Annotated in this window: 26 protein-coding genes; 11 read left to right on the forward strand and 15 right to left on the reverse strand. The window is 66.0% G+C overall.

All coding sequences use genetic code 11. The features are described 5' to 3' along the window. Nucleotide 1: 1 nt before the first annotated feature. Together DIE03_RS32920 and DIE03_RS32925 are read right to left on the reverse strand one after the other, a co-directional pair. Nucleotides 2-448: a RidA family protein gene (locus tag DIE03_RS32920; protein WP_124456334.1), complete on the reverse strand. Its 447-nt coding sequence runs from the start codon at nt 446-448 to the stop codon at nt 2-4. Nucleotides 449-506: 58 nt separating this feature from the next. Beyond that, nucleotides 507-1859 (reverse strand): NAD(P)/FAD-dependent oxidoreductase, encoded by a 1353-nt coding sequence (locus DIE03_RS32925; protein ID WP_124456335.1) that lies wholly within the window; start codon nt 1857-1859, stop codon nt 507-509. 181 nt (nt 1860-2040) lie between these two features. Here DIE03_RS32925 and DIE03_RS32930 point away from each other — a divergent pair, with 181 nt between their 5' ends. Next, complete coding sequence (locus tag DIE03_RS32930; RefSeq protein WP_124456336.1) at nt 2041-2238, forward strand: hypothetical protein; 198 nt, start codon at nt 2041-2043, stop codon at nt 2236-2238. A 25-nt stretch (nt 2239-2263) separates the two neighbouring features. Here DIE03_RS32930 and DIE03_RS32935 read toward each other — a convergent pair whose 3' ends face one another. The 6 genes from DIE03_RS32935 to DIE03_RS32960 form a co-directional block, all read right to left on the reverse strand. Further along, nucleotides 2264-3097: an ABC transporter permease gene (locus tag DIE03_RS32935; RefSeq protein WP_124456337.1), complete on the reverse strand. Its 834-nt coding sequence runs from the start codon at nt 3095-3097 to the stop codon at nt 2264-2266. A gap of 25 nt (nt 3098-3122) precedes the next feature. Next, complete coding sequence (locus tag DIE03_RS32940; RefSeq protein WP_185658269.1) at nt 3123-4370, reverse strand: ABC transporter permease; 1248 nt, start codon at nt 4368-4370, stop codon at nt 3123-3125. An 87-nt stretch (nt 4371-4457) separates the two neighbouring features. Continuing rightward, on the reverse strand, nt 4458-5522 hold the full coding sequence (locus DIE03_RS32945; protein ID WP_124456339.1) for an ABC transporter substrate-binding protein: 1065 nt from the start codon (nt 5520-5522) through the stop codon (nt 4458-4460). A 2-nt stretch (nt 5523-5524) separates the two neighbouring features. Next, nucleotides 5525-6703 (reverse strand): ABC transporter ATP-binding protein, encoded by a 1179-nt coding sequence (locus DIE03_RS32950; RefSeq protein WP_124456340.1) that lies wholly within the window; start codon nt 6701-6703, stop codon nt 5525-5527. A gap of 49 nt (nt 6704-6752) precedes the next feature. Continuing rightward, the gene (locus DIE03_RS32955; protein ID WP_124456341.1) at nt 6753-7901 is read right to left on the reverse strand and encodes an SRPBCC family protein; all 1149 of its coding nucleotides are present in this window, start codon (nt 7899-7901) and stop codon (nt 6753-6755) included. Nucleotides 7902-8003: 102 nt separating this feature from the next. Next, nucleotides 8004-8942 carry a LysR family transcriptional regulator gene (locus tag DIE03_RS32960; RefSeq protein WP_124456361.1) on the reverse strand — a complete coding sequence of 313 codons (939 nt, stop codon included), beginning with the start codon at nt 8940-8942 and terminating at the stop codon, nt 8004-8006. A gap of 336 nt (nt 8943-9278) precedes the next feature. Here DIE03_RS32960 and DIE03_RS32965 point away from each other — a divergent pair, with 336 nt between their 5' ends. The 3 genes from DIE03_RS32965 to DIE03_RS32975 all read left to right on the forward strand — a co-directional run bounded on the left by DIE03_RS32965 (nt 9279) and on the right by DIE03_RS32975 (nt 11509). Further along, complete coding sequence (locus DIE03_RS32965; RefSeq protein ID WP_124456342.1) at nt 9279-10106, forward strand: transporter substrate-binding domain-containing protein; 828 nt, start codon at nt 9279-9281, stop codon at nt 10104-10106. 62 nt (nt 10107-10168) lie between these two features. Next, nucleotides 10169-10819: an amino acid ABC transporter permease gene (locus DIE03_RS32970; RefSeq protein WP_124456343.1), complete on the forward strand. Its 651-nt coding sequence runs from the start codon at nt 10169-10171 to the stop codon at nt 10817-10819. 27 nt (nt 10820-10846) lie between these two features. Continuing rightward, nucleotides 10847-11509, forward strand: coding sequence for an amino acid ABC transporter permease (locus DIE03_RS32975; RefSeq protein WP_124456344.1), 663 nt, complete (start codon nt 10847-10849; stop codon nt 11507-11509). A gap of 70 nt (nt 11510-11579) precedes the next feature. On the opposite strand, the gene trpS is transcribed toward DIE03_RS32975, so the two are convergent. Next, on the reverse strand, nt 11580-12593 hold the full coding sequence (gene trpS, locus DIE03_RS32980; protein WP_124456345.1) for a tryptophan--tRNA ligase: 1014 nt from the start codon (nt 12591-12593) through the stop codon (nt 11580-11582). 209 nt (nt 12594-12802) lie between these two features. Continuing rightward, nucleotides 12803-12958 (reverse strand): hypothetical protein, encoded by a 156-nt coding sequence (locus tag DIE03_RS38475; RefSeq protein WP_185658267.1) that lies wholly within the window; start codon nt 12956-12958, stop codon nt 12803-12805. 403 nt (nt 12959-13361) lie between these two features. Between DIE03_RS38475 and DIE03_RS39110 the strand changes: the two genes are divergently transcribed. Continuing rightward, nucleotides 13362-13856, forward strand: a complete 495-nt coding sequence (locus DIE03_RS39110) for a hypothetical protein (protein ID WP_185658268.1) — start codon at nt 13362-13364, stop codon at nt 13854-13856. Between the two features lie 138 nt (nt 13857-13994). Here DIE03_RS39110 and DIE03_RS32990 read toward each other — a convergent pair whose 3' ends face one another. The 5 genes from DIE03_RS32990 to DIE03_RS33010 all read right to left on the reverse strand — a co-directional run bounded on the left by DIE03_RS32990 (nt 13995) and on the right by DIE03_RS33010 (nt 22109). Continuing rightward, nucleotides 13995-16274 carry an FdhF/YdeP family oxidoreductase gene (locus DIE03_RS32990; protein WP_124456347.1) on the reverse strand — a complete coding sequence of 760 codons (2280 nt, stop codon included), beginning with the start codon at nt 16272-16274 and terminating at the stop codon, nt 13995-13997. Between the two features lie 124 nt (nt 16275-16398). Continuing rightward, on the reverse strand, nt 16399-19230 hold the full coding sequence (locus tag DIE03_RS32995; protein ID WP_124456348.1) for an ATP-dependent Clp protease ATP-binding subunit: 2832 nt from the start codon (nt 19228-19230) through the stop codon (nt 16399-16401). A 623-nt stretch (nt 19231-19853) separates the two neighbouring features. Beyond that, a complete protein-coding gene (locus DIE03_RS33000; protein ID WP_124456349.1) occupies nt 19854-20123 on the reverse strand; it encodes a hypothetical protein in 270 nt (89 codons plus the stop codon). A 110-nt stretch (nt 20124-20233) separates the two neighbouring features. Continuing rightward, nucleotides 20234-21049 carry a family 1 encapsulin nanocompartment shell protein gene (locus DIE03_RS33005; RefSeq protein WP_124456350.1) on the reverse strand — a complete coding sequence of 272 codons (816 nt, stop codon included), beginning with the start codon at nt 21047-21049 and terminating at the stop codon, nt 20234-20236. Then, nucleotides 21042-22109: a Dyp-type peroxidase gene (locus DIE03_RS33010; protein WP_124456351.1), complete on the reverse strand. Its 1068-nt coding sequence runs from the start codon at nt 22107-22109 to the stop codon at nt 21042-21044. Before DIE03_RS33010 ends, DIE03_RS33005 begins: the two co-directional genes overlap by 8 nt. A gap of 376 nt (nt 22110-22485) precedes the next feature. Between DIE03_RS33010 and DIE03_RS33020 the strand changes: the two genes are divergently transcribed. From DIE03_RS33020 to DIE03_RS33045, 6 genes are all read left to right on the forward strand, one after another. Beyond that, nucleotides 22486-22881, forward strand: a complete 396-nt coding sequence (locus DIE03_RS33020) for a LysR family transcriptional regulator (RefSeq protein ID WP_124456353.1) — start codon at nt 22486-22488, stop codon at nt 22879-22881. Continuing rightward, entirely contained in the window at nt 22878-23327 is a 450-nt protein-coding gene (locus DIE03_RS33025; RefSeq protein WP_124456354.1) for a phosphate-starvation-inducible protein PsiE, read from the forward strand. Before DIE03_RS33020 ends, DIE03_RS33025 begins: the two co-directional genes overlap by 4 nt. Nucleotides 23328-23379: 52 nt before the next feature. After that, complete coding sequence (locus DIE03_RS33030; RefSeq protein WP_124456355.1) at nt 23380-23577, forward strand: hypothetical protein; 198 nt, start codon at nt 23380-23382, stop codon at nt 23575-23577. 69 nt (nt 23578-23646) lie between these two features. Further along, complete coding sequence (locus DIE03_RS33035; protein WP_124456356.1) at nt 23647-24102, forward strand: DUF1269 domain-containing protein; 456 nt, start codon at nt 23647-23649, stop codon at nt 24100-24102. Between the two features lie 36 nt (nt 24103-24138). Beyond that, a complete protein-coding gene (locus DIE03_RS33040) occupies nt 24139-24393 on the forward strand; it encodes a hypothetical protein (RefSeq protein WP_124456357.1) in 255 nt (84 codons plus the stop codon). Nucleotides 24394-24663: 270 nt separating this feature from the next. Beyond that, nucleotides 24664-25466 (forward strand): PLP-dependent aminotransferase family protein (locus DIE03_RS33045; protein WP_148092910.1); only part of this gene is annotated, 803 nt, incomplete at its 3' end.

Here is a 25466-nt window from a genome sequence, read left to right on the forward strand (position 1 = left end):
GTCACGCTCCGGCGGCAGGAGCCGGCTGCCAGTTGTCGGGAATCACGGCGATGACGTCGATTTCCATCAGCCACTCCGGCTGGCCGAGCGCGCTGACCACGAGGCCGGTCGAGATCGGATAGACGCCCTTGAGCCATTTGCCGACGACCTGATAGACGGGCTCGCGATAACGCGGATCGATCAGATACGTGGTGGTCTTGACGATATGCGAGAGGTCGCTGCCGGCTTCTTCGAGCAGTTGCTTGACGTTCTTCATCGCCTGTTCGGTTTGCGCGCGCGGATCGCCCAGGCCGACCAGATTGCCGTCGAAGTCGGTGCCGATCTGGCCGCGCACATAGACCGTGTTGCCGGCGCGGACAGCCTGGCACAGATCGTTGTCGAGCGTCTGGTTCGGATAGGTGTCTTTCGTGTTGAACATCCGGATACGGGTGTGGGTCGGCTGGCTCATCGTCGTGAATTCCTGAAGGAGGGTTCGGCAAGCAGTGCAGTGCGAATCGGTCTTGCGTTCAGTGCGCGGCGGCGCGGGTCTGCACCGGGCTCGGGACTGCCGGTTCGGCAACCTGGTCGTCGGCTTGCGACGCCTCCGCGTTGCCTCGTTGCGCGGCGGCCTCGTGATAGCGCTGGTAGCTGCGCTGCGTCGCGATATGTCCGGCCACATGTTTCGCGTCGTGCCAGACCCCCCAGATAAACGCGGAGCCGCGCCGCGACAGCCACGGCAGACCGAGAAAATAGAGTCCCGGCTCGCTCGCGACGCCGCGCTGATGTTTCGGTTTGCCGTGCTCGTCGAAGGCGTCGACCTGCAGCCAGCCGAAGTCGTTCGCGTAGCCGGTCGCCCAGATGATCGACGTGACACCGGCCGCGGCGAGATCGAGTTGCGTGAGCGGTTCGGTGAGGCAGGGCGGATCGGCGGGAATGCGACGGGCTTCGGGCTCCTCCGGCAGATCGAGACCGTTGCTGGCCGCGTACGCGTCGGCGGCGTCCAGCAGCGACAGGTAGTTTTCGTCGCCGGCCGCGATGTTGGCCGCGAGATCCGCTTCGAACGTGACGATGCCTTGTTCGAAAGCCCGCGTCACGCCGACCAGCGTCACACCGTCGTGCGCGAGACGGCGGAAGTCGACCGTGTGGCCGCCGTCCGCGCCGCTCACCGCGATTGTCACGTGCGACCGGCCGGGGCGCATCGTTTCCATGTCCCACAGACCCAGTACGCCGAGCCACCAGCAGAAGTCTCGACCGCGATACGCGCGCGGCGGACGGTCGTGAGGACCGACGGACAGATAGACCTGGCGGCCCGAGCGTTGCAGTTCAGCCGCGATCTGGACGCCCGACGAACCCGCGCCGACGACGAGCACGTTGCCGGCGGGCAGTTGCGCAGGATTGCGGTAGTCGGCGGAATGAATCTGCGTCAGGCGCGCGTCGGTGGGCGCGATGGCCGGAATGACCGGGCATTGGAACGGGCCGGTCGCGACCACGACGCGGTTCGCGTGGAAGGTGCCATCCGTCGTCTCGACGACGAAGCCTTGACGGCCGCTCTCGCGGACCACGCGCTTGACTTCGACGCCGGTGCGGATCGGCGCGTCGATCATGCGCGCGTAGTCGACAAAGTACTCGGCCATCTGATCCTTCGTGGCGAAGCCGTCCGCATCGACACCGCCGATATTCATGTTGGGGAAGCGGTCGTGCCATGCCGGGCCGTTCGCCACCAGGGAATCCCAGCGCGCGGTGCGCCAGCGCTCGGCGATGCGATCGCGTTCCAGCACGAGATGCGGCACGCCAAGCGCACCGAGGTGTTCGCTCATCGCGATACCGGCCTGTCCGGCGCCGACCACCAGCGTATCGATTGATGTGACTTCGACGGTCATGTGAGTTCTTCCTGGTGCGTATCGATCGGGTTGTTCATGGACTGACAGGTCCGTCTTTGCTGCAATTCGCTGCAACGCATCACGATGCCGCGCGAGGAAATCGACGTTCAAGCACCGGATCCGGAACGCCTCGGGAGTCCGAATCGATGTGCGCCGCGTGGCCGTGTTTCCCGCGCATTGCGTGAAGTTGAAGAAAATCTACGCCGGTGCACTGAATCTGAAAAATATATTTAAAAAATGTATTGCATCTGATTTGCCTATGCAGATGCGCGCGACGAGACATGAGAGAGCGATCGTCAGCAGTCGCGATCGAATCAGGGAAATGAATGGGGGAGGACGCAACGAAACGCACCGCACCGGCGGCATCGGCTCAGGCTGACTGTCACTTGCGCGGCGGACGGCGGCTATGCCGCTTCGCGTGCCGCGCCCGACGCCTGCGCGCGGCCACGCAGCCAGTTGATGCTGGTGAAAAGCAGGATCGCGAAAACGATCAGCACGGTGGCGACGGCGAGGATCGACGGGTCGATCTGGTCACGAATGCCGCTCCACATCTGCCGCGGCACGGTGCGTTGATCGGGACCGCCGATGAAGAGGATCACGATCACTTCGTCGAACGACGTCGCGAACGCGAACACGGCGCCAGTGGCAACCGCGGGCAGGATCAGCGGCATCGTCACGCGGCGAAAGGTGGTCCACGGCGCGGCACCGAGATTCGCGGCGGCGCGCAGCAGGCTCTGGTCGAACGACAGCAACGATGCGGTCACGGTGATCACGACGAAAGGCGTGCCGAGTGCCGCGTGCGCGAGGATCACCCCCGGGTAGGAGTTGACGAGCCCGAGTGGCGCGAAGATCAGGTAGAAGCCGGCCGCGACCACGACGATCGGGATGATCATGGGCGAAATCAGGATCGGCATGATCAGCGTGCGGAACGGAAAGTCGTCGCGCGCGAGACCGATTGCGGCGAGCGTGCCGAGACTCGTTGCAATCGCGGTCGACGCCGCGCCGATCGCGATGCTGTTCAGGAATGCCCGCTGCCAGTCCGGGCTACCGAATGCCTGCGCGTACCAGCGCAGCGAGAAGCCTTCCATCGGGTATGAAAAATACGACCCGGAATTGAACGACAGCGGAATGATCACGAGGATCGGCGCAACCAGGAAGAACAGCACGATCGCGCAATGGATGCGCACACCGGCAGTGGCAATGCGCGTCGACGGCAGGCTGTTGGGGTTCACGGACACGATGCGGCTCCAGTGACGTCGGGCGTCAGCCGAACCGGAGCCGGTCGATGCCGACGAGCCGGTTGAAGATGAAATAGAACACGGCGGTGAAGATCACGAGATACGCGGACAGCGCACCGGCCAGCCCCCAGTTGAGCAGATCGTTGGTTTGCGACGCGATCAGCTGGCTGATCATCTCGTCGCCTGCGCCGCCGAGCAGGGCCGGCGTAATGTAGTAACCGAGCGCCAGCACGAACACGAGAAAGCACCCGGCACCGATGCCCGGCAGCGTCTGGGGGACGTACACGCGAAAGAATGCGACGACAGGGTGGGCACCGAGTGACTGCGCGGCGCGCATGTAGATCGGCGGCACGCTTTTCATCACCGAGTAGATCGCGAGAATCATGTAGGGCAGCAGCACGTGCGTCATGCCGATCAGCACACCGGCACGGTTGAAGATCAACGGCAGCGGATGATCGACGGCATGCAGCGCGAGCAGGACGCGGTTGACCACGCCGCCCGGTTGCAGCAGGACGTACCACGCGGTCGTGCGGACCAGCAGCGAGGTCCAGAACGGCACGATCACGAACAGCATCAGCAGGTTGGCCTGCTTTGCCGGCAGGTTGGCGAGCAGCCACGAGACCGGGTACGCGAGCAGCAGGCACAGCAGCGTGACCGTTGCGCTGATCGACACCGTGCGCATGAACGCGGTGCGGTAGACCGCGCTGTTCGCGGGCACCGAATGGACGGCGCCATCGGGGGACACCTGTGCGTCGAGACCGTTCAACAGATAGTCCGGCGTCCATGACGACGCCGCGCGTTTCAGCAGGCGCCAGGTTTCGGGCTGATTCCAGCGATCGTCGGCGGCGAGCAGGACGGGTTTCCATGCCGTGACGGCATCCTGGGCGCGTACCGTGCGTGCCGACTTCAGCAGCAGCGTGCGGAACTCGGGCTGGTAGAAATTCATCCGGCGCGCCACGTCGCCGAGCGAGCCGGCCTCGCCGGCGCTTTTCAGTCCGCTGGCGAGGGCGCCGAACACCGGCTCGTCCGGCACGCCCTGGCCGTTCCAGTGTCGCAGCGTTTGCGCGAACGACGGCATCGCACCGGACAGTTCCGGATTGCGCACGCTGCGGGCAAGCAGCGACGCAATCGGCGCGATGAACGTGGCGAGCAGGAACACGAGCAGCGGCAGCGTCAGCAGCAGCGCGCGCAAAGCCGCCTTGCGCCGCGCCTGCCGGTATTTGACGGCGTGCCCGGTGGCGAGCTCGGGGCCTGCCGCCCGCACGGGAAACATCGACGAGTTGTTCATCGGGACTCCGGAGCGACGCGCCCGGAGCAGGACGCGTCGCGTAAAACCACTACGCCGTCGTGGCGAGGCGCGTTACTGGCCGAGCCATGTCTGGAAACGCTTGGTCAGCGTATCGCCGTTGTCGGCCCAGAAGTTCGCGTTGATCTGGATCGGTCGCTTGAAGTTGGCGGGCGCCGTCGGCAGGTCGTTAACGCGCGCCTTGTCGATCAGCGGCAACGATGCCTTGCGCGGCGGCGCGTAAGCGATGTACTTCGACAGATCCGCGTATGCCTGCGGCTGCGCCGATGCAACGATGAACTGTTTCGCGGCCGCGGCATGCTTCGCACCCTTCGGCACGCCCCACCATTCGTAGTCGTACACCTGCGCGTCCCAGACGATCCTGAACGGCTTCTTGTCCTGGTGAACGGCGCTGTCGATGCGGCCGTTGTATGCCTGCACCATCGTCACCGCGCCGTCCGCGAGCAGCTGCGGGGCTTGCGCACCGGCTTCCCACCAGACGATGTTCGACTTGATCGTGTCGAGCTTCGCAAATGCACGATCGACGCCGGCAGGGGTCGAGAGCACCTTGTAGACGTCGGCCGGGGCCACGCCGTCCGCGACCAGTGCCCATTCGAGCGTGACCTTCGGCGACTTTCTCAGGCCGCGCTTGCCCGGGAATTTCTTCAGGTCGAAGAAGTCCGCGATGCCGGCCGGCGCGGTCTTCAGCTTCGACGCGTCGTACGCATACACGGTCGACCAGACCATCGCGGCCACCGAGCAATCGCGCAGCGCACCCGGCAGGAAATCCGACGTGTTGCCGAGGGTCTTGCCGTCCAGCTTCTCGAGCAGACCTTCGTCGCACGCGTTGATCGCGTCGTTGGTCTCCATGTCGATCAGGTCCCACGTCGGGTTCTTCGCCTGTTCCATGGCTTGCAGCTTGGCGAGGCCGCCGTCGTACGACTCGGTCTGGAACTGGGTGCCGGTCTTTGCGGTGAACGGCTCGAACCACGCATGGCGTGCGGCCGTTTCATAGGCGCCGCCGAACGTGACGACGGACAGCGTATCCGCGGCATGAGCGGCAGGCAGCGCGGAGAATGCGGAGAGCCCGACGACAGCCGCGATCGTGCGGCGCAGAGGGGCGTAGCGAGGGTTTTTCATTTTCAGGCTCCAGAGGCGATGGGCATGGCAACAGGCGGGGTGGGTAAGCGAACCGCGGAGCTTGCGACGCGGGCGACGGCGGACGGCGACAGCACCTTGCAGTCGTCCTGGCGCCATACGATCGTCGCGGCCGCGCCGATCGGCGGCAGCGCGACGAGGCGCGTGTTGGGGACCTTGACGACCATCGTGTCGCCGCTGCCGAGTTGCAACTGCACGCGATGATGATCGCCGCAATACACGATGTCGCGCACCGTCGCGGCGAGTGCGTTCGATCCCGCCGGCACGTTCGCGGTTTCGACCGCGCCGAGTACCTGCGCGCGCTCGGGACGCAGCGCGAGCGTGGCGTCGTCGCCGGCCTCGACCTGGTTGCCGCGGCGACCGCGGATCGTGGCGCCGCCATGAAGCTGGAGCACGGCCCATTCGCCGTCGAGCGCGCTGACGCGCCCGGCGAGACCGTTGTTTTCGCCGACGAAGTTCGCGACGAATGCGTTCTGCGCGTTTTCGTACAGCTCGGTCGGCGTCGCGGCCTGCTGGATGTGTCCGTCCGAGAACACGGCGACACGATTCGACATGGTCAGTGCTTCGTTCTGGTCGTGCGTCACATAGACGATCGTGAGCGACAGGTCGCGATGCAGCCGCATGATTTCGTACTGCATCGTTTCGCGAAGCCGTTTGTCGAGCGCGCCGAGCGGCTCGTCCATCAGTACCACGCGAGGCTCGAATACCAGCGCGCGGGCCAGTGCGACGCGCTGCTGCTGGCCGCCCGACAACTGTGCGGGACGTCGCGACGCGAGATGCGACAGCTCCACCATGTCGAGCGCGCGCTGCACGCGCTGCTTGCGCTCGTCGCGAGCGGTCTTGCGCACCGAGAGCGGAAACGCAACGTTCTCGGCGATCGTCAGGTGCGGGAAGAGCGCGTAGTTCTGGAACACCATGCCGATGTCGCGCTGGTGAGGCGGCTTGTCGTCGAGGCGGTGGCCGTCGAGCAGGATGGTGCCGTCGGTCGGCGCCTCGAAACCGGCGAGCATCATCAGCGTGGTGGTCTTGCCGGAGCCGGACGGTCCCAGCAGCGAGACGAATTCACCTCGGGCGATGTCGAGATCGAGACCGTCGACAACCGCATGCCGGCCGTCGTAGGACTTGCTGACGCCGACGAACGAAATGTAGGGTTGGCTGGTCATCGTGAGCTTCAATGAGGTGACGTGAGTGGCGAGTCGTTTGCGTGCGGCTTCAAACTGCGACGTGCGACGCCAGATAGCGCGCGAAGTCGTAGTTCGGCCGTTCCAGATGACTCAGGTGACCGGGCTTCGCAAGCGGGGCATGCACGCCGCGGAACACCGCCTCGACGCCGCGCCGGTCTTCGAGATTCACTTCGTCGAGCAGCTTCTTCAGCGTCGCCATGTATTCAGCCGCCTTCGGGTCGTCGACGAATTCCGGCGACAGGCCGCCGCCGAAGCGGATATGCACGCGATCCACGCCCAGCGGCTGAAGGACCAGATACCAGAAATAGCCCGGTGTCAGCGTGACGAGATGGGTCGGGTAGATCGCGAGGAGCGCGGTCGTCTTGCGCCATTGGCCTTGCAGGCGCGTGTTGTTCGGATGCGCATTGCCGATCGGCAGCGACGCCTCTTTCGTGATCCAGTGATAGTTGAATGCCGGAAGTCCAGGCGGGCACTCCATCTCGTCGAGCTTCGAATGCGGGCCCACCGTCGCCCGATGCAGCATCGGCAGGTGATAGCTCTCCATGAAGTTTTCCGCGAGGATCTTCCAGTTGGTGTCCCACACGTGTTCTTCGTGGAAGGTCTCGACATACGACGCCATGTCGTAATCGGCGATCAGTTCGTCGAGTTCCTTCAATTGCGTGGCAACAGGCGGTGCCTCGCGATTGAGCGTGACGTAAACCCAGCCCTGCCAGATCTCGCAGCGAACCTGCGGAAGCTTGTAACTGTCCTTACAGAATCCGTCCTGCCTGTCCATCATCGGCGCGCCGCGCAGGTCGCCGTCCAGCGAATAATTCCACGCGTGATAGGGGCAGACGATCCGGCGCACATTGCCGCGGCCTTCGAGCAGCGTGGACATGCGGTGCAGGCATACGTTCGACATGGCACGCAGTGTGCCGTCGTCGCGGCGGATCACGATGATCGGCTGGCCGGCGATCTCCGCCGTCAGGTAGTCGCCCGGGCTGGGCAGCGCGCTCGCGCGACCCATGCACAGCCATTCGTTGCGAAAGAGGGTTTGCTGTTCGCGCTCCAGAAACTCGGGCGATATGTAGACGCCCGGCGGCATCGCGCGGGCGTCGCTGAAGTCGCGTTCACAATTGGTTTTCAGGTCGCGGACGATCACGTCGATGGACGGCGCGGCCGTAGGGATGGAACGCATCGTGCCTCCGGGAAACGTTGAAACCGATCACATTGGCGACCAATTTAGCAAGTCCAATAAAGAGTCGAAATATTCTTTTCGGATGCAACAAGAAGTTTTTTCCTATGCAGCCGGCGTGGCCTGAACGTGCACCTGAGGGATATAGGTTTCGCAGAATTGCGCGAAGCGCGTGACGAGCTGGCGGGGTTTCATGCTGCGTGACATCGCGATGCCGAGGGTGATCGCCGTGACCTCGTCGCGAAACGGACGGATCGCGAAAGTCGCACCGTCGACGGTGCGGGTCGAGCGAAGCGGGAAGTTCAGGATGCTGTAGCCGAGACCGTTGGCAACCATGCCGCGCACGACTTCCGGCTGCGACGAACGGAACGTCGGCGACGGGCGGCGGCCCAGCGGATCGAAAAGTCCTGCGAAGTACTCCCGGCTGTGCGGCAGGTCGAGCAGGACATACGGTTCGTTGAGCAGATCGGCGAGTGCGACTTTCTTGCCGCGCGTGAGCTTGTGTTCGGGCGGCAGAATCGCATACGGCGGCAGCGTGACGAGCGGCGTGAACGAAATGTCTTCGGCAATATCGAGGCTGTAAGTGAGTGCCATGTCCAGCGTGCCGTTGCGCAGCGCCGACAGCAGGTCGTCCTGGGTTGCCTCCATCGTGCGGAAGCCGATACCGCTGTACTCGGAAACGAAGCGGCTCATCAATGGCGGCATCAAGGGCGGCGCCAGCGAGACGAGGCAGCCCAGCGCGATCGTGCCCGACATGCCGCCGTCCATCTCGCGTGCCATTGTCTGCAGTTCTTCCGCATTCTTCAGCAGGTTGCGCACCTGGCCGAGCAAGTCGCGTCCGGCAGGCGTCAACGACACACCGCTCGCACGATGGCGGATGAAGAGCTGGACGCCGAATGAAGATTCCAGTTCGCCTATCGATGTAGAGATCGACGGCTGGGAGATATGCAACTGGCGTGCGGCGGCGGTAAACGACAGTGTTTCCGCAGTGACCACGAAGTAGCGCAACTGGCGCAACGAATAGCGCAACGCAATGTTTTCCATGACGCGTGGCTCGCACAAGGTATCGAATCGGACGCGGCTCGCGACGCGAGGCGCGCTGCTATTTTGCATAGTCAAAAAGATGGTCATGGAAGATCTGCATCATTTTTTTCCATGTGCATTTGCGCGGGCGCCCCACGGATGGCGCGGATGCGCCTGTTCGCAGAGCCGATGAAAGACCGCGTACATAGGGAAAAGCTTTTCGGTGGATCGGAAAACAATATTTCGGTCGGTAAATTGACCACGTAGATTGCATTGACGGCGGAGTCGCCTGGCGATCAGCGGGCGGGCGTCGGTCCGGTCATCCAGTCACTTTTCGATTCGAATGGAACACGTCAGATGAAACGATCCAAGTCCTGTACTTCGCTGTTCGTGGCGTTGACCCTCGCGGCAGCCAGTGTGGCCGCGCATGCCGGGAGCCTGCTCGATCAAGTCAAGCAGCACGGCGAGCTGGTGGTGGGGACCGAAATGCAGTTTGCGCCGTTCGATTTCCTCGAGAACGGCCAGCAGGCCGGCTTCAACAAGGACCTGTTCGCGGCCGTGGGGCAGCTTGTCGGCGTGAAGGTGCGCTTCATCGATCTGCCGTGGGAAAGCGTGCTGCCCGGACTCGACGCGGGCAAGTTCGACATGGTCGCGGGGCCGCTGACCGTCACGAAGGCGCGCACGGAGCGCTACGCGCTCTCGTTGCCGATCGCGGAAGCCACCGATGCATTGCTCAAGCGAACCGGCGACGGCAGTCTCAAGACCTCGGCCGATATAGCGGGCAAAGTGGTCGGAGCGGGCAAGGGCAGCGCGCAACTCGAACAGTTGAAGAGCTACGCGGCGACACTGCCGAAGCCGCCGACGATCCGCGAATACGTCGACAACAACCAGGCGTATGCAGATCTCGCGACCGGGCGCATTGCCGCCGTCGCCAACTCGCTGACCAACATCGCGTATGTCGCGAAGCAGCGCCCGGCCGTGTTCTCGGTGGTGCAACCTGCGTTCGGCGCGAAAGTCTACTTCGCCTATGCGTTGCGCAAGGATGCGGACAGCGCGTCGTTGGCCAACGCGTTCAACGCGGCGCTCGTCACGTTGAACAACAACGGCACGCTGGCGACACTGCAGCGCAAGTGGCTCGGCGTCGCGACCGCACTGCCGACCGAGATGCCCACGCCGAACTACTGAGCGCCACGTCCGGGCAACATCATCGCGCGCTACCGCCGAGCACCAAGACCGAGCAACCTGACATGTTCAGCCTGACCACTTTCATCGACGGCCTGCCGTTGCTGTTCCATGCGGCGCTGATGACGCTCGAAGTCTCCGTAGCCGGCCTGGTGCTCGGCTTCTTCATCGGTCTCGCGATCTGCTGCGGACGGCTTGCGCCGCAAGCTGCGATTCGTGCCGCTGCCGGTGCGTATGTCCGGGTGTTTCGCGGCGTGCCGCTGCTCGTGCAACTGCTGCTCGTCTACTACTTCCTGCCGTTCGTGGGCATCAATGTGCCGCCCGTGATGGCGGCCGTCAGCGCCGTGTCGCTGTGCTCCGCCGCGTATATCGCCGAAATTCTCCGGGGCGGATTCGCGAATCTCCCGAAGGGGCAGCTCGAGGCCGCGACGATGCTCGGGTTCTCGGCAAAAGATCGTCTGTGGCGGATCCAGGTGCCGCAGGCCGTGCGGATGACACTGCCGTCGCTCGTCAACGAAATGGTGCTGCTGATCAAGGCATCGTCGCTCGTCTCCGTGGTCGGGGTGGCGGAGATCACGCGAACCGCGCAGAACATTGCGGCCAGCACGTACCAGCCGCTCGAAGCTTATGTTGCGGCCGGGATGATCTATTTTCTGCTCTGCGGTTCGCTGGCACTGATTGCGCATGGCGCGGAGCGGCGCCTGCGCGCGGCGTGACGCGTCAGTGGCTTGCCGGAGATCCCCATGCTGACTTTCCATCCCGATGTACTCGTGAACAACCTGCCGGAGATCGGTGCGGGTCTCGCGATGACCGTCGCGACCTGGGCGGCGGGTACGCTCGCCGGGGCCGCGATCGGTTTCGGTGCGGCGCTCGCGCAGCAGGCGGGCGGCCGCTTCGTACGCGCGGCGATTCGCGTCTATGTCGAGCTGTTTCGCGGCACGCCGTTTCTCGTGCAGCTCTTTCTGCTGTACTACGGCGGCCCGGCATTCGGCTTGACGCTCGATCCGTTGACGGCAGGTGTGGTCAGCCTTGCGCTCTATGCGGGCGCCTATTTCACCGAGGCATTTCGTTCCGGATTCCTGGCCGTGCCGAAAGGGCATGTCGAAGCGGCATCCTGTCTCGGCCTGAGCCGCTGGCAAACGACCTTTCGCGTGCAATTGCCGCAGATGATGGTGCTGATCCTGCCGGCGCTGACCAACCTGACCATTGTGCTGAGCAAGGAAACCGCGGTGCTGTCGATCGTCACCGTACCGGAACTGACATTCGTGCTGACCGGTATCGGCTCGGCGAGCTTCGCGTTCGTCGAGACATTGCTCGCGCTATCCGTGTGTTACCTGTTGCTTGTCGAAATCGCGACGTGGGCGGGCACGGTGGTCGAGCGGCGCGTCGCGCGTCGGCTTGCATGATTCGGTACATGTCATCGTTCAGAGCCAGCGTGCATGGCGTGGTGAGAGCCATGCACGCCGGCATTGCCGCTCAATCGAAATACGTGAGCCCCATCGCGCCCTTCACCTCCGCGAGCGTCGCGCCTGCCACTTCCCGCGCGTGCAGCGTGCCGCGCTTCAGGATCGCCATCACCTCGGCCTTGTCGGTCTCGAACTCGCGGCGGCGCGTGCGGATCGGCTCGATCAGCGCCTGCAGCCGCTCGTTCAGCACGCGCTTGACGACGCTGTCGCCGAGGCCGCCGCGGCGATAGTGGGCCTTCAGCTCGTCGACCTTCGCGACGTCGGGCTCGAACGCATCGAGGAACGTGAACACGACGTTGCCCTCGACCTGGCCCGGGTCGCTCACGCGCAGGTGGTTCGGGTCCGTGTACATGTCCTTCACGGCCTGAGCGATCTCGTCCGGCGTCGAGCCGAGCGTGATCGCGTTGCCGAGCGACTTGCTCATCTTCGCCTTGCCGTCGATACCCGGCAGCCGCGTGACCGACGACAGCACGGCCTCGCACTCGACCAGCACCGGCTGCTCGACGGTTGCGTTGAAGCGGCGCACGAGTTCGTTGGTCTGTTCGATCATCGGGAGCTGATCGTCGCCGACGGGCACGTGCGTCGCCTTGAATGCGGTGATGTCGGCCGCCTGGCTCACCGGGTAGGTCAGGAAGCCGGCCGGAATGTCGCGCTCGAACCCGCGCAGGCGGATCTCTTCCTTGATGGTCGGATTGCGTTCGAGGCGCGCGACCGTGACGAGGTTGAGCAGGTATTGCGACAGCTCGGCGAGTTCGGGCACCTGCGACTGCACGACGATCGTCGAGATCGCCGGATCGATGCCGACCGCGAGATAGTCGAGCGCGACCTCGATCACGTTCTCGGTGACGCGCTGGCGGCGGCCCATGTTGTCGGTCAGCGCCTGCGTATCGGCGAGCAGCAGGAATTGCGTCGCTTCGTGCTGCATCTGCACGCGCGCACGCAGCGAGCCGATGTAGTGGCCGAGATGCAGCGGGCCGGTCGTGCGGTCGCCGGTGAGGATGATCGGGCGGGTGGGTTGCGTCATGGTCGTCGTTGGCTCCGGGTTATCGAAGCTGCCAGCCATGACGTCAGCGCAGAAACGCAAATGCCGCCATCGCTGGCGGCATCACGTTTGGGACATGCAAAAGGAAACGGGCCGCCTGGGTCAGGCGCGCCACCAGCAATGCACGATCGGCGAGGCAGGTTTGGTTTCCATCGCGCAAGTATAGCGTAGTGCGCGGCCGGCCGTGCGCGTCAGCGGATCACCGACTCCATCGCGAGGTACGCGGTTTCGGCGGACGGCCACAGCAGGTACAGCAGGCCGGCCATCAGCAGCAATGCGCCGGCGCGTACGAATGGCGTGCGGTCTTTGTGGTGCGATGGACGGGGGGACTGCTTCGATTTCATCATGCTTGCAGGCGCGGGGGCGCGCCACTCCAACGGTTACTGCAACGGGTCGCGCGCGGCGAGCCGGGGTGTTGCGGGGCTACGGGGGCAGGTGCGATTGGCGCACTGTGTCGCTCAGGGGACGGCAGGTCGGCCGATCGCGGTTTAAAAGGGGGACAGTTGAGCGCCCCGTGGCCGCCGTCCATGCCGAGCGACCGACATCCTACCAGTTCGGAGGTAGGGGCACAGTCAAGAATTGTCGGGGCCAGGGTAGCGGCAGGGCGTTGCCGCCTGACCGAGCATTGATGGCTACAGCTGCGCGAATCATAAAGGCGCGCGACCCCTTCCAGACGGAGAGGCCGCACTCAAGCTGATCTGACGGGCACTGTGCAATGTCGTGTGCCCTGCGGGCCGTCAGTTATTCACGATGCTCGTGCTCGTGTTCATGCTCGCGCCACGGATCCCGATCACGCGGATGACGATGCCTCCATGCATCGTGTTCCCAGTAGCGATGGCCGTCCCAGTAGCGGTCACCGTGCATGCCAATCGTGACGGACACACCTGCGCCCGGGTCAGGTTCTCGTTGTTCGTACCTCGGTTGCGGGGCATAGTCTTGCGCGAAGGCCGCGCTGCCCGCGACGAGTGCGCCGCCTGCCGCGAGCGTTGCCAGAATTCGGCGGGTTGCAATTCTCGTGGGTTTCATGATCTGTCCTCCATCAAGTACCTGAAAAAACGAGCACGGTTCGTTCCTGTACGGCGCGGCAGACGGTTTGCTCGCTATTTCGGCCAGCCCACGACCCCAGCTTTTTCTGGTCGACAGCCACAAAAAAAGGACAGCATCGGCGCGCGTTCGCGCATCGGGCGCCCAGCCGCCGACGTCGGCTGCGCGGCAAGCGTCGCGTCGTTCGACGGGATGAAATGAAGCGTCCGCCCCATCGGTGGCGATGCGGCGGACGGGAGAGGGTAGAACGGGTAGAACGGGCAGAGTGGGGCGGCGGGCAGGTTCAGGCGCGCGGCATGTCGCTGCGTGCCGTGCGGCGCGAACCTGCCCGAACCGGAATCAGACCACCGCCGAGCGCGCGACGCGCACCGGCACCGACTTGTACGACGGCGTGCCGCTTTCCTTGTCGATGTAGTCGAGCGGCACGAGCACGTTCGCTTCCGGGTAGTACGCGCCGACCGATCCCGGCGCGATGTCGTACTCGATCGCGGTGATCTTCTCGAGGCGCAGCGTGCGGCCCGACGCGGTGATCGTCTCGATGTCGACGAGGTCGCCGTGCTCGAGCCCGTACTTGGCGAGATCGGCCGCGTTCATGAACAGCACGTCACGCCGCCCGAACACGCCGCGATAGCGATCGTCGAGCCCGTAGATCGTCGTGTTGTACTGATCGTGGCTGCGCAGCGTAATGAGCCGCAGTACCTGCTCGGCGCCGAGCACGTCCGCGTCTTCCTTCACGCCCTTGTAGACCGAGAACATCGCCTTGCCGGTCGGCGTCGGCCACACGCGCTCGGTGGGCGGCAGCGGCAGGCGGAAGCCGCCCGGCGTGCGGATGCGCTCGTTGAACGCCTCGAAACCGGACACCGTCTTGTCGATCAGGTCGCGGATGCGATCGTAGTCGGCGATCAGGTCGAGCCATGCGACCTTGCTGTTCGGCAGCGTCGCATGCGCGATCCCCGCGACGATCGCGGGCTCCGAGCGCAACTGGTCGGATGCCGGCTTGAGCTTGCCGGCCGACGCGTGGACCATCGACATCGAATCCTCGACGGTGATCGACTGCCGGCCGGTGGCCTGCATGTCGAGCTCGGTGCGGCCGAGCACCGGCAGGATGAAGGTTTCCTTGCCGACCAGCAGGTGCGAACGATTCAGCTTCGTGCCGAGATGCACGCTCAGGTCGAGCTTCGCCATCGCGGGGAACGACAGCTCGGGATCGGGCAGCGCGACCGCGAAGTTGCCGCCGAGGCACAGCAGCGCCTTCGCGGTGCCGTCGATCATCGCCTGCATCGCCTGCACGGCATCGTGCCCGTGCTGCGCGGGCGGCGTGAAGCCGCACACGTCCTCGATCTTCTTCAGGAACTCGGCCGACGGCTTCTCGGTGATGCCGACCGTGCGGTTGCCCTGCACGTTCGAATGGCCGCGCAGCGGGCACACGCCGGCGCCGGGCTTGCCGATGTTGCCGCGCATCAGCAGCAGGTCGGCAATCAGGCGTACCGTCGCGGTGCCCTTGTTGTGCTGCGTGACGCCCATCCCGTACGTGATGATGGTGGCGTTGGACTTCGCGTACGCGAGCGCGACCTGTTCGAGCTGCGCCTGGCTGAGGCCGCTCGCGCGTTCGATGTCGTCCCACGACGTGGCTTCGAGGTCGGCCGAGAACGCGTCGAAGCCGTTGGTGTGCTGCGCGATGAAGTCGCGATCGAGCACGTTGCCTTGCTCGGCTTCGAGCTTCAGCAGCGCCTTCATGATGCCTTTCAGCGCGGCCGCGTCGCCGCCCGCATCGACCTGGTAGTACGTCGATGCGATGCGCGTCGAGCCGAACGACGCCATCTCGATCATGTCCTGCGGATCGGCGAAGCGTTCGAGCGCGCGTTCGCGCAGCGGGTTGAACACGATGATCGGCACGTTGCGGCGCGAGCACTCGTGCAGCGTGCCCATCATCCGCGGGTGGTTCGTGCCGGGGTTGTGGCCGATCGAGATGATCAGCTCGCAGTGGTCGAAATCCTCCAGCGACACGGTGCCCTTGCCGATGCCGATCGACTGCGGCAGGCCGACGCTGGTCGGCTCGTGGCACATGTTCGAGCAGTCGGGGAAGTTGTTGGTGCCGAGCTCGCGCGCGAACAGCTGGTACAGGTACGCGGCTTCGTTCGACGCGCGGCCCGACGTGTAGAACTCGACCTGCTCGGGCGGCAGCGCGCGCAGCACTTCGCCGATGCGTGCGAACGCGTCGTCCCACTCGATCGCGCGGAACGTGTCGGTCGCGCGGTCGTAGACGAGCGGATGCGTGAGCCGGCCCATGTTCTCCAGTTCGTAGTCCGACATGCGCAGCAGCGACGATACGGTGTTCGCCGCGAAGAAGTCGGGCGTCACGCGCTTGGTCGTCGCCTCCCACGTGACGGCCTTCGCGCCGTTCTCGCAGAACTGGAACGTCGACTTGTGTTCCTTGTCGGGCCACGCGCAGCCGGGACAGTCGAAGCCGTCGGGCTGGTTGGTCCGCATCAGCACGATCGGCGCCTCGATGGTTTCCATCTGCGTACGCACCGCATCGGCTGTCGCGCGAAGCGCGCCCCAACCGCCGGCGGGCCCATCGTACTTCCTGATGCCTGGCACTTCGCGTCGATTTGTCATGGTGAATCTCCAATAGCCGGGCCCGGTGCGGGTGGCTCGGTTGCGCCGTGTCGCGGCGTGGGGCGGCTCCGTCCGGCGGACGGAGCCGGTCATGCGTGCCCCGGGTTGCAGGGCACGCGTTTTTTTAGTGCGCGTCCTTCTTCGCGCCGGACGACTTCTTGCCGGGCTTCGCCGCGGGCGGCGGCGCGGCGGCGGGCGCGTCGTCCGACTTCGCATCGCCCGATGCCTTGGCGGCCTTGCCGTTCGGCTTGGCCTTGCCGTCGGCGTCCGGCTTCGCGTCCTTCGCTTCCGGCGCGGCGAGCTTGTTGAACTTCACTTCGTCGCTGTCCTTGTCGAAGTCGACTTCGCACCGGTCGCCCGATTTCAACCGGTCGGCGAGGATCTCCTTCGCGAGCCGCGTCTCGATGGTCTGGCGGATCTGGCGTTTCAGCTCGCGCGCGCCGAACTCCGGCTGGTAGCCGACTTCGGTCAGGTGATCGACGAGCGAGTCGCCCATCACGAGCGTGATGTCCTGCGCGGCGGCGGTCCGCACCACGCGGTCGAGCTGGATCTGCACGATCGAGCGGATGTTGTCCTTCGACAGTGCGTGGAAGACGATCACCTCGTCGATGCGGTTCAGGAACTCGGGGCGGAAATGGCCCTTCAGCACCTGCATCAGCTCCTCGCGCACGGCCTTGTCGGTCTTGCGCGCGGCTTCCGGCTGCGTGAGGTTGTCCATGATGATCGCCGCGCCGAGGTTGCTCGTCGCGATGATGATCGTGTTGCTGAAGTCGACCACGCGGCCCTTGCCGTCGGTCAGCCGGCCGTCGTCGAACACCTGCAGCAGCACGTTGTAGACGTCCGGATGCGCCTTCTCGATCTCGTCGAGCAGGATCACGCTGTACGGGCGGCGCCGCACGCGCTCGGTGAGCTGGCCGCCTTCGTCGTAGCCGACGTAGCCGGGCGGCGCGCCGATCAGCCGCGCGACCGCGTGCCGCTCCATGTACTCGGACATGTCGATGCGGATGATCGCCTGCTCGTCGCCGAACACGGTCTCGGCCAGGGCCTTCGCGAGCTCGGTCTTGCCGACGCCCGTCGGCCCGAGGAACAGGAACGTCGCGATCGGCCGGTGCGTCTGCCCGAGCCCCGCGCGCGACAGCCGCACGGCATCGCTGACGGCGACCACCGCATCGCTCTGGCCGACCACGCGCTCGCGCAGCTGCTCTTCCATCTGCAGCAGCTTCTGGCGTTCTTCCTGCGTGAGTTCGGAGACCGGGATCCCGGTCAGGCGCGACACGACCTCGGCCACCGACTCGACGGTTACTTCGAGCGTCTCGGAGCCGGTCTTGCGCTGCCACGCCTCCATCTTCTCGTCGACGGCTTTCTGCTTCTCGTTGATCTGCTCCTCGAACTGCTTCGCCTGGTCGAAGCGCTTGCGCGACGTGGCGTAGTCCTGCTCGCGCTTCAGTTGCGCGATCTGCGCTTCGCCTTCCTGGATGTCGACCGGACGCGACGTCGCGCCGATCCGCACGCGTGCGGCAGCCTGGTCGATCAGGTCGATCGCCTTGTCGGGCAGGAAGCGCGACGTGATGTAGCGGTCGGCGAACTCGGCGGCGGCGACGAACGCGTCGTCGGAGAACGTCACCTGGTGGTGCGCCTCGAGGCTGTCGCGCAGCCCGCGCAGGATCACGATCGTCTGCTCGACGCTCGGCTCCGGCACGAAGACGGGCTGGAAGCGCCGTTCGAGCGCGGCATCCTTCTCGATGTACTTCTGGTATTCGTTGAGCGTCGTCGCGCCGATCAGGCTCAGCTCGCCGCGCGCGAGCGCGGGCTTCAGCACGTTCGCGATGTCGAGGCCGCCTTCGCCGCCGCCCTGGCCCGCGCCGACGATCGTGTGCAGCTCGTCGATGAACAGGATCAGTTCGTCCTGCTTCGCAGTGACTTCGTCGATCAGCTGCTTCGCGCGCTCCTCGAATTCGCCGCGGTACTTCGCGCCGGCCACCATCGAGTTGATGTTGACCTCGACGAGCCGCTTGTCGCGCAGCACCTCGGGCACGTCGCCGTTGACGATCCGCTGCGCGAGTCCTTCGACGATCGCCGTCTTGCCGACGCCCGGCTCGCCGATCAGCACCGGGTTGTTCTTCTTGCGGCGCGCGAGCACCTCGATCGTGCTCTCGATTTCCTGCGCACGGCCGAGCACGGGGTCGAGCTTGCCCTGGCGCGCGATCGCGGTGAGATCGCGGCCGAACTTGTCGAGGTTCGGCGTGCCGGTCGGCGCATCGACGCGGCCGTCCTCGGCGCCCTTGCCGACCACCTTCACGACTTTCTGGCGCAGCGCCTCGGGCGTTACGCCGTATTTCTTCAGCAGCGTGCCGGCGATGCTGTCCGGCACCGACGCGAGGCCGATCAGCAGGTGCTCGGGGCCGATGTACGAGTGGCCGAGGTCGCGTGACGCCTGGAACGCGTACTGCACGGCCTTCTTCACGCGCGGCGAGATCGACAGCTTGTCGAGCGGCGCATCGGCGGCGGCCGTGCCGGTGTGCGCGTGCTCGTCGATATACGACTTGATGTCCTGTGGCGACAGCTTCAGTTCCTTCAGCAGCGCGGCGCACACGTCGGTGTCCGCGAGTGCGTACAGCAGGTGTTCGGAGTCGAGCTCGCTGCGGCGCAGCTCGTGCGCCTTCTCGGCCGCGCGCTGCAGCAGTTCGAGCGTCTGTTCGCTGAATGCGTCGGTCGGGTCGACCGATTCGCGCGGAATCTCGGCGGCCAGCGGTGCATCGTCGTCGAGCCCGCCGAACAGCGACGACGAGCCGCCACCGCCCAGCAGCGAATCGAACGGGTTCAGCATGCTCTGATGCCGCATCAGCTGGCGGAAGTGGTAATCGCAGATCGAGATCGTCTTGCGCTCGCCGTCCTGCATCACGGTTGCGCGCGCGACGGCCGGCCGGGCGTGGCAGATATCGCAAAGTGCGGGCATGGTGGTCTGGCTCCTGTCAGTGAAGGTGGGTCGAAGGGTGAAGTCCCGATGCGGTGCGGCGCTCGCGCGTCCCGACCGCGCACTCGCGACGCGCGGCGCGGCGGCGCGCGTGCCGCGCCCGGACGGTCGCGCAGCGCGCGCCGGCGTGGCGCACGGTCGCGGTCGGGGCGGGAAGCGCGAGTGCTGCGAGGAGCCCACGGCATCGCTTCGACTGCGTTCAAAATAGCGAATCGGCGGGGGCCATCCAAGACACAGTTCCGTGCCGGACCGGCCGTGAATTGCACCCTCACATCGACGCGTGCGCGGGTGCCAGGGAGTACAGACGGGCGCGCACGCGGCGGCGCGGGCGTGTGCGGCAGGCGGGGGATGCGGTGCGCGGGGGTGGCGGCCCGCGGAACGCGAACGGCGCGCGGTGCGACATCGGCGCGCAGGGGGCCGGCCGCGGGCGGCCCGGCGGGGTAGCGAAGGGCCGCGCGCAGCATGACGCGCGCGCCGGTGGCGCGGGCGAACCGGCCAGGTCCGGCCGTGCACGCACCGTAGCCGATGCGTGCCGGCGGGCCGGCCAAGGAGAGGGCGGGTTGCACGGAACGGGCCGGACATGGCACGACCGTGGTGAACCGCGATCAGTCGGACAGGTTCATCGCGAGCCGCTGCCGGGCGATGCGCTTCACGTCGCTCGACAATGCCGCATTCGGCAGACCATTGGCCCAGACGGAGAACGAATCCTCGATCAGGTTGCGCGTGTCGGGCGGCAGCTCGGCGAGCATCAGTGACACGACGGTAAACAGCACGGCGGTGTCGCCGGCCTGGCTGCCCGCGTTCGCGTCGACGGTCTGCTTCAACGTGTCGACCGACGCTTGCAGCGCCTGCAGTGCATCATTCGTATCGCTCATGACAATCTCTCCATGCAGGATGGGCTCGATCGGCGACGAACATGCGGCCGGCAGTGCGGCCGGTCGCGCGCGACGCCCCGGCTCGGGGCGCCGCGCGCGGGCAACCGGGTTCAGGCCGCCGTATTGCCTTGCGGTGCCACGGCCACCGATGCTTCGCTCGTCAGCATCAGGAACGTGAACGTCTCGCGCAGGTACAGGCGGACGGCCTTGTCGCTATGGCTCGTGTAGCCGATCGATACGTCTTCCCCGAGGTGCAGCTCGTAGTCGCCGCCGCGCAAGGACAGCACGCAGCCGCCGCTGATCGCCGGCGCCCAGATGATCTCGCCGCTGACGATGCGTTTGATGTGGCCGAGGACCGGATAGCCCTGGTCGCGCGCTTCGCTGAGCGCGGTGTAGGCGTCCGAACCGAGCACGACCGAATACGGACCATCGACGCCGGCGAGGCGCAGCGCCTCGAGCGCATCGCTGATCGCGTCCGGGTAGGCGCTCACGTCTGCCGGCAGCGTGAGCTTGCGGTTCGACGTGCCTTCGCGGATACCGACGATGCCGGCCGCCTGGTAGCCGTCGAAAATCGCGTTGTCCTCGGCGAACGCGAGCCGCTGCGCGGCTTCCTTCGCCGGTTGCCAGTCTGCGTCGCGCGCACCGCGCTCGACGCTGTCGATCGCCTCGCGGCTCAGCTCGAACGGCACCGTCAGCTCGACGATCGAGCGGACTTCGCGCAGCCGTGCGCTCACGTGCTCGCGCGGCGCGGCGACCTCGGTCAGGTGCCCGGTGCCGACGGCCGACAGTTCGGGGCCTTCGGGGCCGTCGACGTCGACGACGCGGCGGCCGGCCACCGATCGTTTGAAGGTGCGCGCCACTTCCTCCTCGATTTGTTCCCAGGCGGACGACGAGATCGGGGCGAGTTCGCGGTGCAGGTTATTCATAGGTTGGGGTCCCTTTCAGCGAGCCGATTTTCAGCGAGCCGTCGCGCTGCGGCGCGGACGGCGAGGATTCCGTTGGTGCGGCGTCGGCGGCGGGCGCCGCGCGGTCGGCGAGCGCCTCGAGCAGGTCGGCCGACGGCACGAAGAACAGCGAGCCGGTGACCGCGCGGCTGTAGTCGAGCAGGCGGTCGTAGTTGCCCGGCGGGCGGCCGACGAACATGTTCTCGAGCATTTGCTCGATCGGTGCCGGCGAGCGCGCATAGCCGATGAAATAGGTGCCGAACTCGCCGGCGCCCGGCCGCCCGAACGGCATGTTGTCGCGCAGGATCTTCACTTCCTGGCCGTTTTCGTCGAGCGTGGTCAGCGAGCTGTGCGAGCACGACGGCTTCACGTCCGGCGCGAGCTCGATGTCGGACAATTTGGTGCGGCCGATGATGCGCTCCTGGGTCTCGACCGCGAGCGCGTTCCAGCCGGCCATGTCGTGCAGGTACTTCTGCACGATCACATAGCTGCCGCCGGCGAAGTCGGCATCCTCGTCGCCGATCACCGTGAAGTCGACCGCCTCGCGGCCTTCCGGGTTCTCGGTGCCGTCGACGAAGCCGATCATCGCGCGCTGGTCGAAATTGCGGAAGCCGTGCACCTCGTCGACGACGGTCACCGCATCGCCGAGCGCGCCGAGCAGTTGCGTCGCGAGTTCGAAGCACAGGTCCATCGCGTCGGCGCGGATGTGCAGCAGGATGTCGCCGGGCGTCGCGACCGCGACGCGCTGGCCGGCGCCGAATTCACGGAACGGGTGCAGCGACGCGGGGCGCGGATCGCCGAACAGCGCATCCCACGCGTCGGCGCCGAAGCCGCAGACGCACGTGAGGTTGCCGCCCGGCACGCGCTTGCCGACCGAGCGCACGAGGGCGGCGATGTCGCCGCACCACGAACGGATCGTGTCGGCGTGATCGGCGCCGGGATTGATCGTCGCCACGAGGAAGATCGCGCTGCGCGTGATCGTGCTGTGAACGGCCTGGGAGAGCGGGGGAGGAGTCTGCATCGCGGCCTGCCGGTCAGTCATGTCGGGACGGACGGGCCGCGGCTGCCGCGGCGCGCGAAGGCGAACGGTTGAACTGTGTCATGCGACTGTTCTCTTTGTGACATGCGGATGAAGGACGTTGCGCGGGCATCGCGCAACGGGCCGCGGCAGCGGCGGCCGGCCGCCCGGCGCGTGACCTGCCCGCACCGCGTAACGTCGTCGAGCATGCAATCTAGCAGCTTCGGCGGGTCTTTGGAACACGTAACGTGAATCTGTCATTCGATTGCGTCAAACGGGGCCGGATTTTGCGCGGCGCCCGCGCAGCTGTACTCCTGGCGGCTGCGGCGCTGTGCTCTTGAGCGCGTGTGCCGCGTGCAGTAGATTAGGTCCCGCTGCGCCGCCGACGAGGAGCGTCACCATGAACCTGCTGGAAGCGATGCGAGTATTTGTCGCGGTGGTCGAGCACGGCGGCCTGTCCGCCGCCGCGGCCGAACTCGAGCTCGGCGAAGCGCAGGTGAGCGACCGGATCGACGCGCTCGAACGGTATCTCGGCTGCCGCCTGCTGCTGTGCCGCGAACACGACGACGTCGCCTGCACCGACGCGGGTGACGCGTTCCACGTGTGCTGCCGCCGCACGCTGTCCGCGGTCGAGCAGGCGACCGGCCCGGCTCGCGTGCCTGCGCCGGATGCACGCGATGCCGCGTATTCGCCAGCGTATGGTCCCGCGCATCGTCCCGCGCATTGTCCCGCGCATTGTCCCGATTTCCCGCCGCCCGGCGCCGCTTACACACTTTCACACCGACTGTCGCCTTGAATACGTCCACCGTTTCCGGTTCGCCGGCCGAGCGCATCCGTCGGCGTTTCGGTCACTTCCTGCACGCGGCCGAGCTGGCCGGGTTGATCGTGATCGGGCTCGCGACCGCGTTCGCGATGACGCAGGAAGCGTGGAAGGTCGTGCTCGCGGGCGAGGTGTCGCTGACCGACCTGCTGCTGATGTTCCTGTATCTGGAAGTGCTCGCGATGGACGTGCGCTACCTGCGACTCGGCCGCCTGCCCGTGCGGTTTCCGCTGTTCATTGCGATGACGTCGCTCGCACGCGACCTGATCCTGCGCGGCGCGACCGACAGCCCCGAGCGGATGCTGATGACGACCTTCGGGATCGTGCTGCTCGCGGTCGGCGTGCTGATCCTCAGTTTCGGCCAGCATCGTTTTCCGGCGGACGTCGACGATGTCGAGGACGATGTGCACGCACGCAGGTAAGCGGCAAGCGGCATGACGCTTGCGTTCGCCACGTTTTCGCAGGAGGTGTCGCATGAAACCGCAATCCGTCGCTACGGCAGAAGCCATCGAATTGCAGCACGCATCGTCGGATGCGTACCGGCTGGCGCGCGACGCGTTGGATGCCGACCCGGCGCGCGCACGTGCGCCGTCGGTCGCCGGCCTGCAGCAGGCGGCCGCGCAGGCGTATGCCGATGCGGCCCGCGCACGCGTCGCGGCAACCGGCATCTGAATCCAAATCCCGGCGTGCTGCACGCATGGCGGCCGCTGCAGCTGATCATCCAACCAAGCGAGGTGTCGAATGACCAAGCAACTGATCGTCGCCGTGTTCGACAGCGTCGGCACGGCCCATCAGGCCGTGAACGATTTCGAGGCGCTGTCGGAGAAGAATGAAGGATTCCACATCGAGAACGGAGTGGTCGTCGAGAAGGACGCGACCGGCAAGCTCGCGGTGCTCGCGGCCGAATCGCGGCCGTTCAAGGGCGGCGTGATCGGCGCGATCGCGGGCGGCCTGCTCGGCCTGCTGGCCGGGCCGCTCGGCGTGGTCACCGGCATGGCGGCGGGCGCCGGCGCCGGCATCCTCGCGGATGCGGCCGGCAATGCGCTGCTCGAAGGCACCTTCGTCGAGGCGGTGGCCGCGCGGCTCGCGCCCGGCAGCGTCGCGGTCATCGTCGAGGCGAAGGAGGACACGCCGTTCTCGGTCGACAACGTCGTGACGGGATTCGGCGGCAAGGTGTTCCGCCAGGCGCTCGGTTGAGCCCACACCCTTTTCGAACTGCCTCGGGAGAACCGCATGCGCATCGATCAATCGTACCGGCGCTTCGACATCGCGGCGACGCTGGCGCCGCTGCCCGGCCACGGCAACCGCGCGATCGCGACCGTCGACGTGACGACCGACGATCCGGGCCGCCTCGCCGATCTCGGCACCGGCCAGTTCCTGCAGATCCGCAAGTGGGTCGAGTCGAACGACATCGCGCTGCTGACGGTGGTGTTCGACGAATGCAAGGTCGCGATCGACCATTACGCGGACAACGTCGACGACGCGTGAACGCGCGCGGCCGCGTTCGAATCTGTTCACCACGCCGGCCGGATTTCACGTTTCCTCGCCAAACTGTCACTTACATTCGTCGAAATGACGCAGTAGGATGCCGAACCTTGTCTTGATGAGATTCGCATTGCTATCCGCCTTCAATTTCGATAACGGACGAGGTTCGCACCGGGACACCCGCGCCCGGGCACGGCTATCCGGCTTCGTGCGCCGGCGCGGCCGTGCCGCCCATGCATCGCAGGCCGGTTCACCGCTGGCGGGGCGAGGCGGATGAAGCTCTACGAGAAATTTGCAAACGACATAGAGAGACTCATCCGGCAAGGTGTATATCGACACGGCGATCGTGTGCCTTCGGTGCGGCAGGCAAGCCAGCAGCACCGGATCAGCATCACGACCGTGCTGCACGCGTATCTGCTGCTGGAAAGCCGCGGGCTGCTCGAAAGCCGCCCGCAGTCGGGCTATTTCGTGAACCTGCGGCGCGACGACAGCCACGCGCCGGTGCGCGAGCTGCGGCCATCGAAGCCGATCGCGATCTCGTCGTCGGTCGACGTGAGCCGGCTCGTGCTGTCGACGCTGCGCTCGATCGGCACCGACGACGCGGTGCCGCTCGGCTCGCCGTACCCGGACCCGAGCCTGTTCCCGTTCGAGAAGCTGAATCGCTATGCGTACGCAGCCGGCCGCGACAAGTCGCTGTGGGGCGTGACCGACGGGCTGCCGCCGGGCCATCCGCGGCTGATCCGGCAGATCGCGCGCCGCTACCTGGAAAACGGGATGTCGGTGGACCCGAACGAGATCATCGTGACGGTCGGCGCGACGGAGGCGATCAACCTGTGCCTGCAGGCGGTGGCGAAGCCGGGCGACACGATCGCGGTGGAGTCGCCGACGTTCTACGCGATGCTGCATGCGATCGAGCGGATGGGGATGAAGGCGATCGAAGTGGCGACGCATCCGGAATACGGGATCGACATCGCGGCGCTGGCCGCGATCGCGAAGTCGCAGCCGATCGCGGCATGCATGGTGATGCCGAACTTCCAGAACCCGCTCGGCTTCCAGATGCCCGACGAGCGCAAGCG

Origin of the sequence: Burkholderia sp. Bp8992 (assembly GCF_003853705.1) — a bacterium.
Classification (GTDB): Bacteria; Pseudomonadota; Gammaproteobacteria; order Burkholderiales; family Burkholderiaceae; genus Burkholderia.

Excerpts from the sequence above, each read along its gene's own strand:
- DIE03_RS32920 (WP_124456334.1), bottom strand. The coding sequence starts at position 448 with ATGAGCCAGCCGACCCACACCCGTATCCGGATGTTCAACACGAAAGAC.
- DIE03_RS32925 (WP_124456335.1), bottom strand. The coding sequence starts at position 1,859 with ATGACCGTCGAAGTCACATCAATCGATACGCTGGTGGTCGGCGCCGGA.
- DIE03_RS32940 (WP_185658269.1), bottom strand. The coding sequence starts at position 4,370 with ATGTTTCCCGTGCGGGCGGCAGGCCCCGAGCTCGCCACCGGGCACGCC.
- DIE03_RS32945 (WP_124456339.1), bottom strand. The coding sequence starts at position 5,522 with ATGAAAAACCCTCGCTACGCCCCTCTGCGCCGCACGATCGCGGCTGTC.
- DIE03_RS32950 (WP_124456340.1), bottom strand. The coding sequence starts at position 6,703 with ATGACCAGCCAACCCTACATTTCGTTCGTCGGCGTCAGCAAGTCCTAC.
- DIE03_RS32955 (WP_124456341.1), bottom strand. The coding sequence starts at position 7,901 with ATGCGTTCCATCCCTACGGCCGCGCCGTCCATCGACGTGATCGTCCGC.
- DIE03_RS32960 (WP_124456361.1), bottom strand. The coding sequence starts at position 8,942 with ATGGAAAACATTGCGTTGCGCTATTCGTTGCGCCAGTTGCGCTACTTC.
- DIE03_RS32965 (WP_124456342.1), top strand. The coding sequence starts at position 9,279 with ATGAAACGATCCAAGTCCTGTACTTCGCTGTTCGTGGCGTTGACCCTC.
- DIE03_RS32970 (WP_124456343.1), top strand. The coding sequence starts at position 10,169 with ATGTTCAGCCTGACCACTTTCATCGACGGCCTGCCGTTGCTGTTCCAT.
- DIE03_RS32975 (WP_124456344.1), top strand. The coding sequence starts at position 10,847 with ATGCTGACTTTCCATCCCGATGTACTCGTGAACAACCTGCCGGAGATC.
- trpS (WP_124456345.1), bottom strand. The coding sequence starts at position 12,593 with ATGACGCAACCCACCCGCCCGATCATCCTCACCGGCGACCGCACGACC.
- DIE03_RS38475 (WP_185658267.1), bottom strand. The coding sequence starts at position 12,958 with ATGATGAAATCGAAGCAGTCCCCCCGTCCATCGCACCACAAAGACCGC.
- DIE03_RS39110 (WP_185658268.1), top strand. The coding sequence starts at position 13,362 with ATGCTCGTGCTCGTGTTCATGCTCGCGCCACGGATCCCGATCACGCGG.
- DIE03_RS32990 (WP_124456347.1), bottom strand. The coding sequence starts at position 16,274 with ATGACAAATCGACGCGAAGTGCCAGGCATCAGGAAGTACGATGGGCCC.
- DIE03_RS32995 (WP_124456348.1), bottom strand. The coding sequence starts at position 19,230 with ATGCCCGCACTTTGCGATATCTGCCACGCCCGGCCGGCCGTCGCGCGC.
- DIE03_RS33000 (WP_124456349.1), bottom strand. The coding sequence starts at position 20,123 with ATGAGCGATACGAATGATGCACTGCAGGCGCTGCAAGCGTCGGTCGAC.
- DIE03_RS33005 (WP_124456350.1), bottom strand. The coding sequence starts at position 21,049 with ATGAATAACCTGCACCGCGAACTCGCCCCGATCTCGTCGTCCGCCTGG.
- DIE03_RS33010 (WP_124456351.1), bottom strand. The coding sequence starts at position 22,109 with ATGACTGACCGGCAGGCCGCGATGCAGACTCCTCCCCCGCTCTCCCAG.
- DIE03_RS33020 (WP_124456353.1), top strand. The coding sequence starts at position 22,486 with ATGAACCTGCTGGAAGCGATGCGAGTATTTGTCGCGGTGGTCGAGCAC.
- DIE03_RS33030 (WP_124456355.1), top strand. The coding sequence starts at position 23,380 with ATGAAACCGCAATCCGTCGCTACGGCAGAAGCCATCGAATTGCAGCAC.
- DIE03_RS33035 (WP_124456356.1), top strand. The coding sequence starts at position 23,647 with ATGACCAAGCAACTGATCGTCGCCGTGTTCGACAGCGTCGGCACGGCC.
- DIE03_RS33040 (WP_124456357.1), top strand. The coding sequence starts at position 24,139 with ATGCGCATCGATCAATCGTACCGGCGCTTCGACATCGCGGCGACGCTG.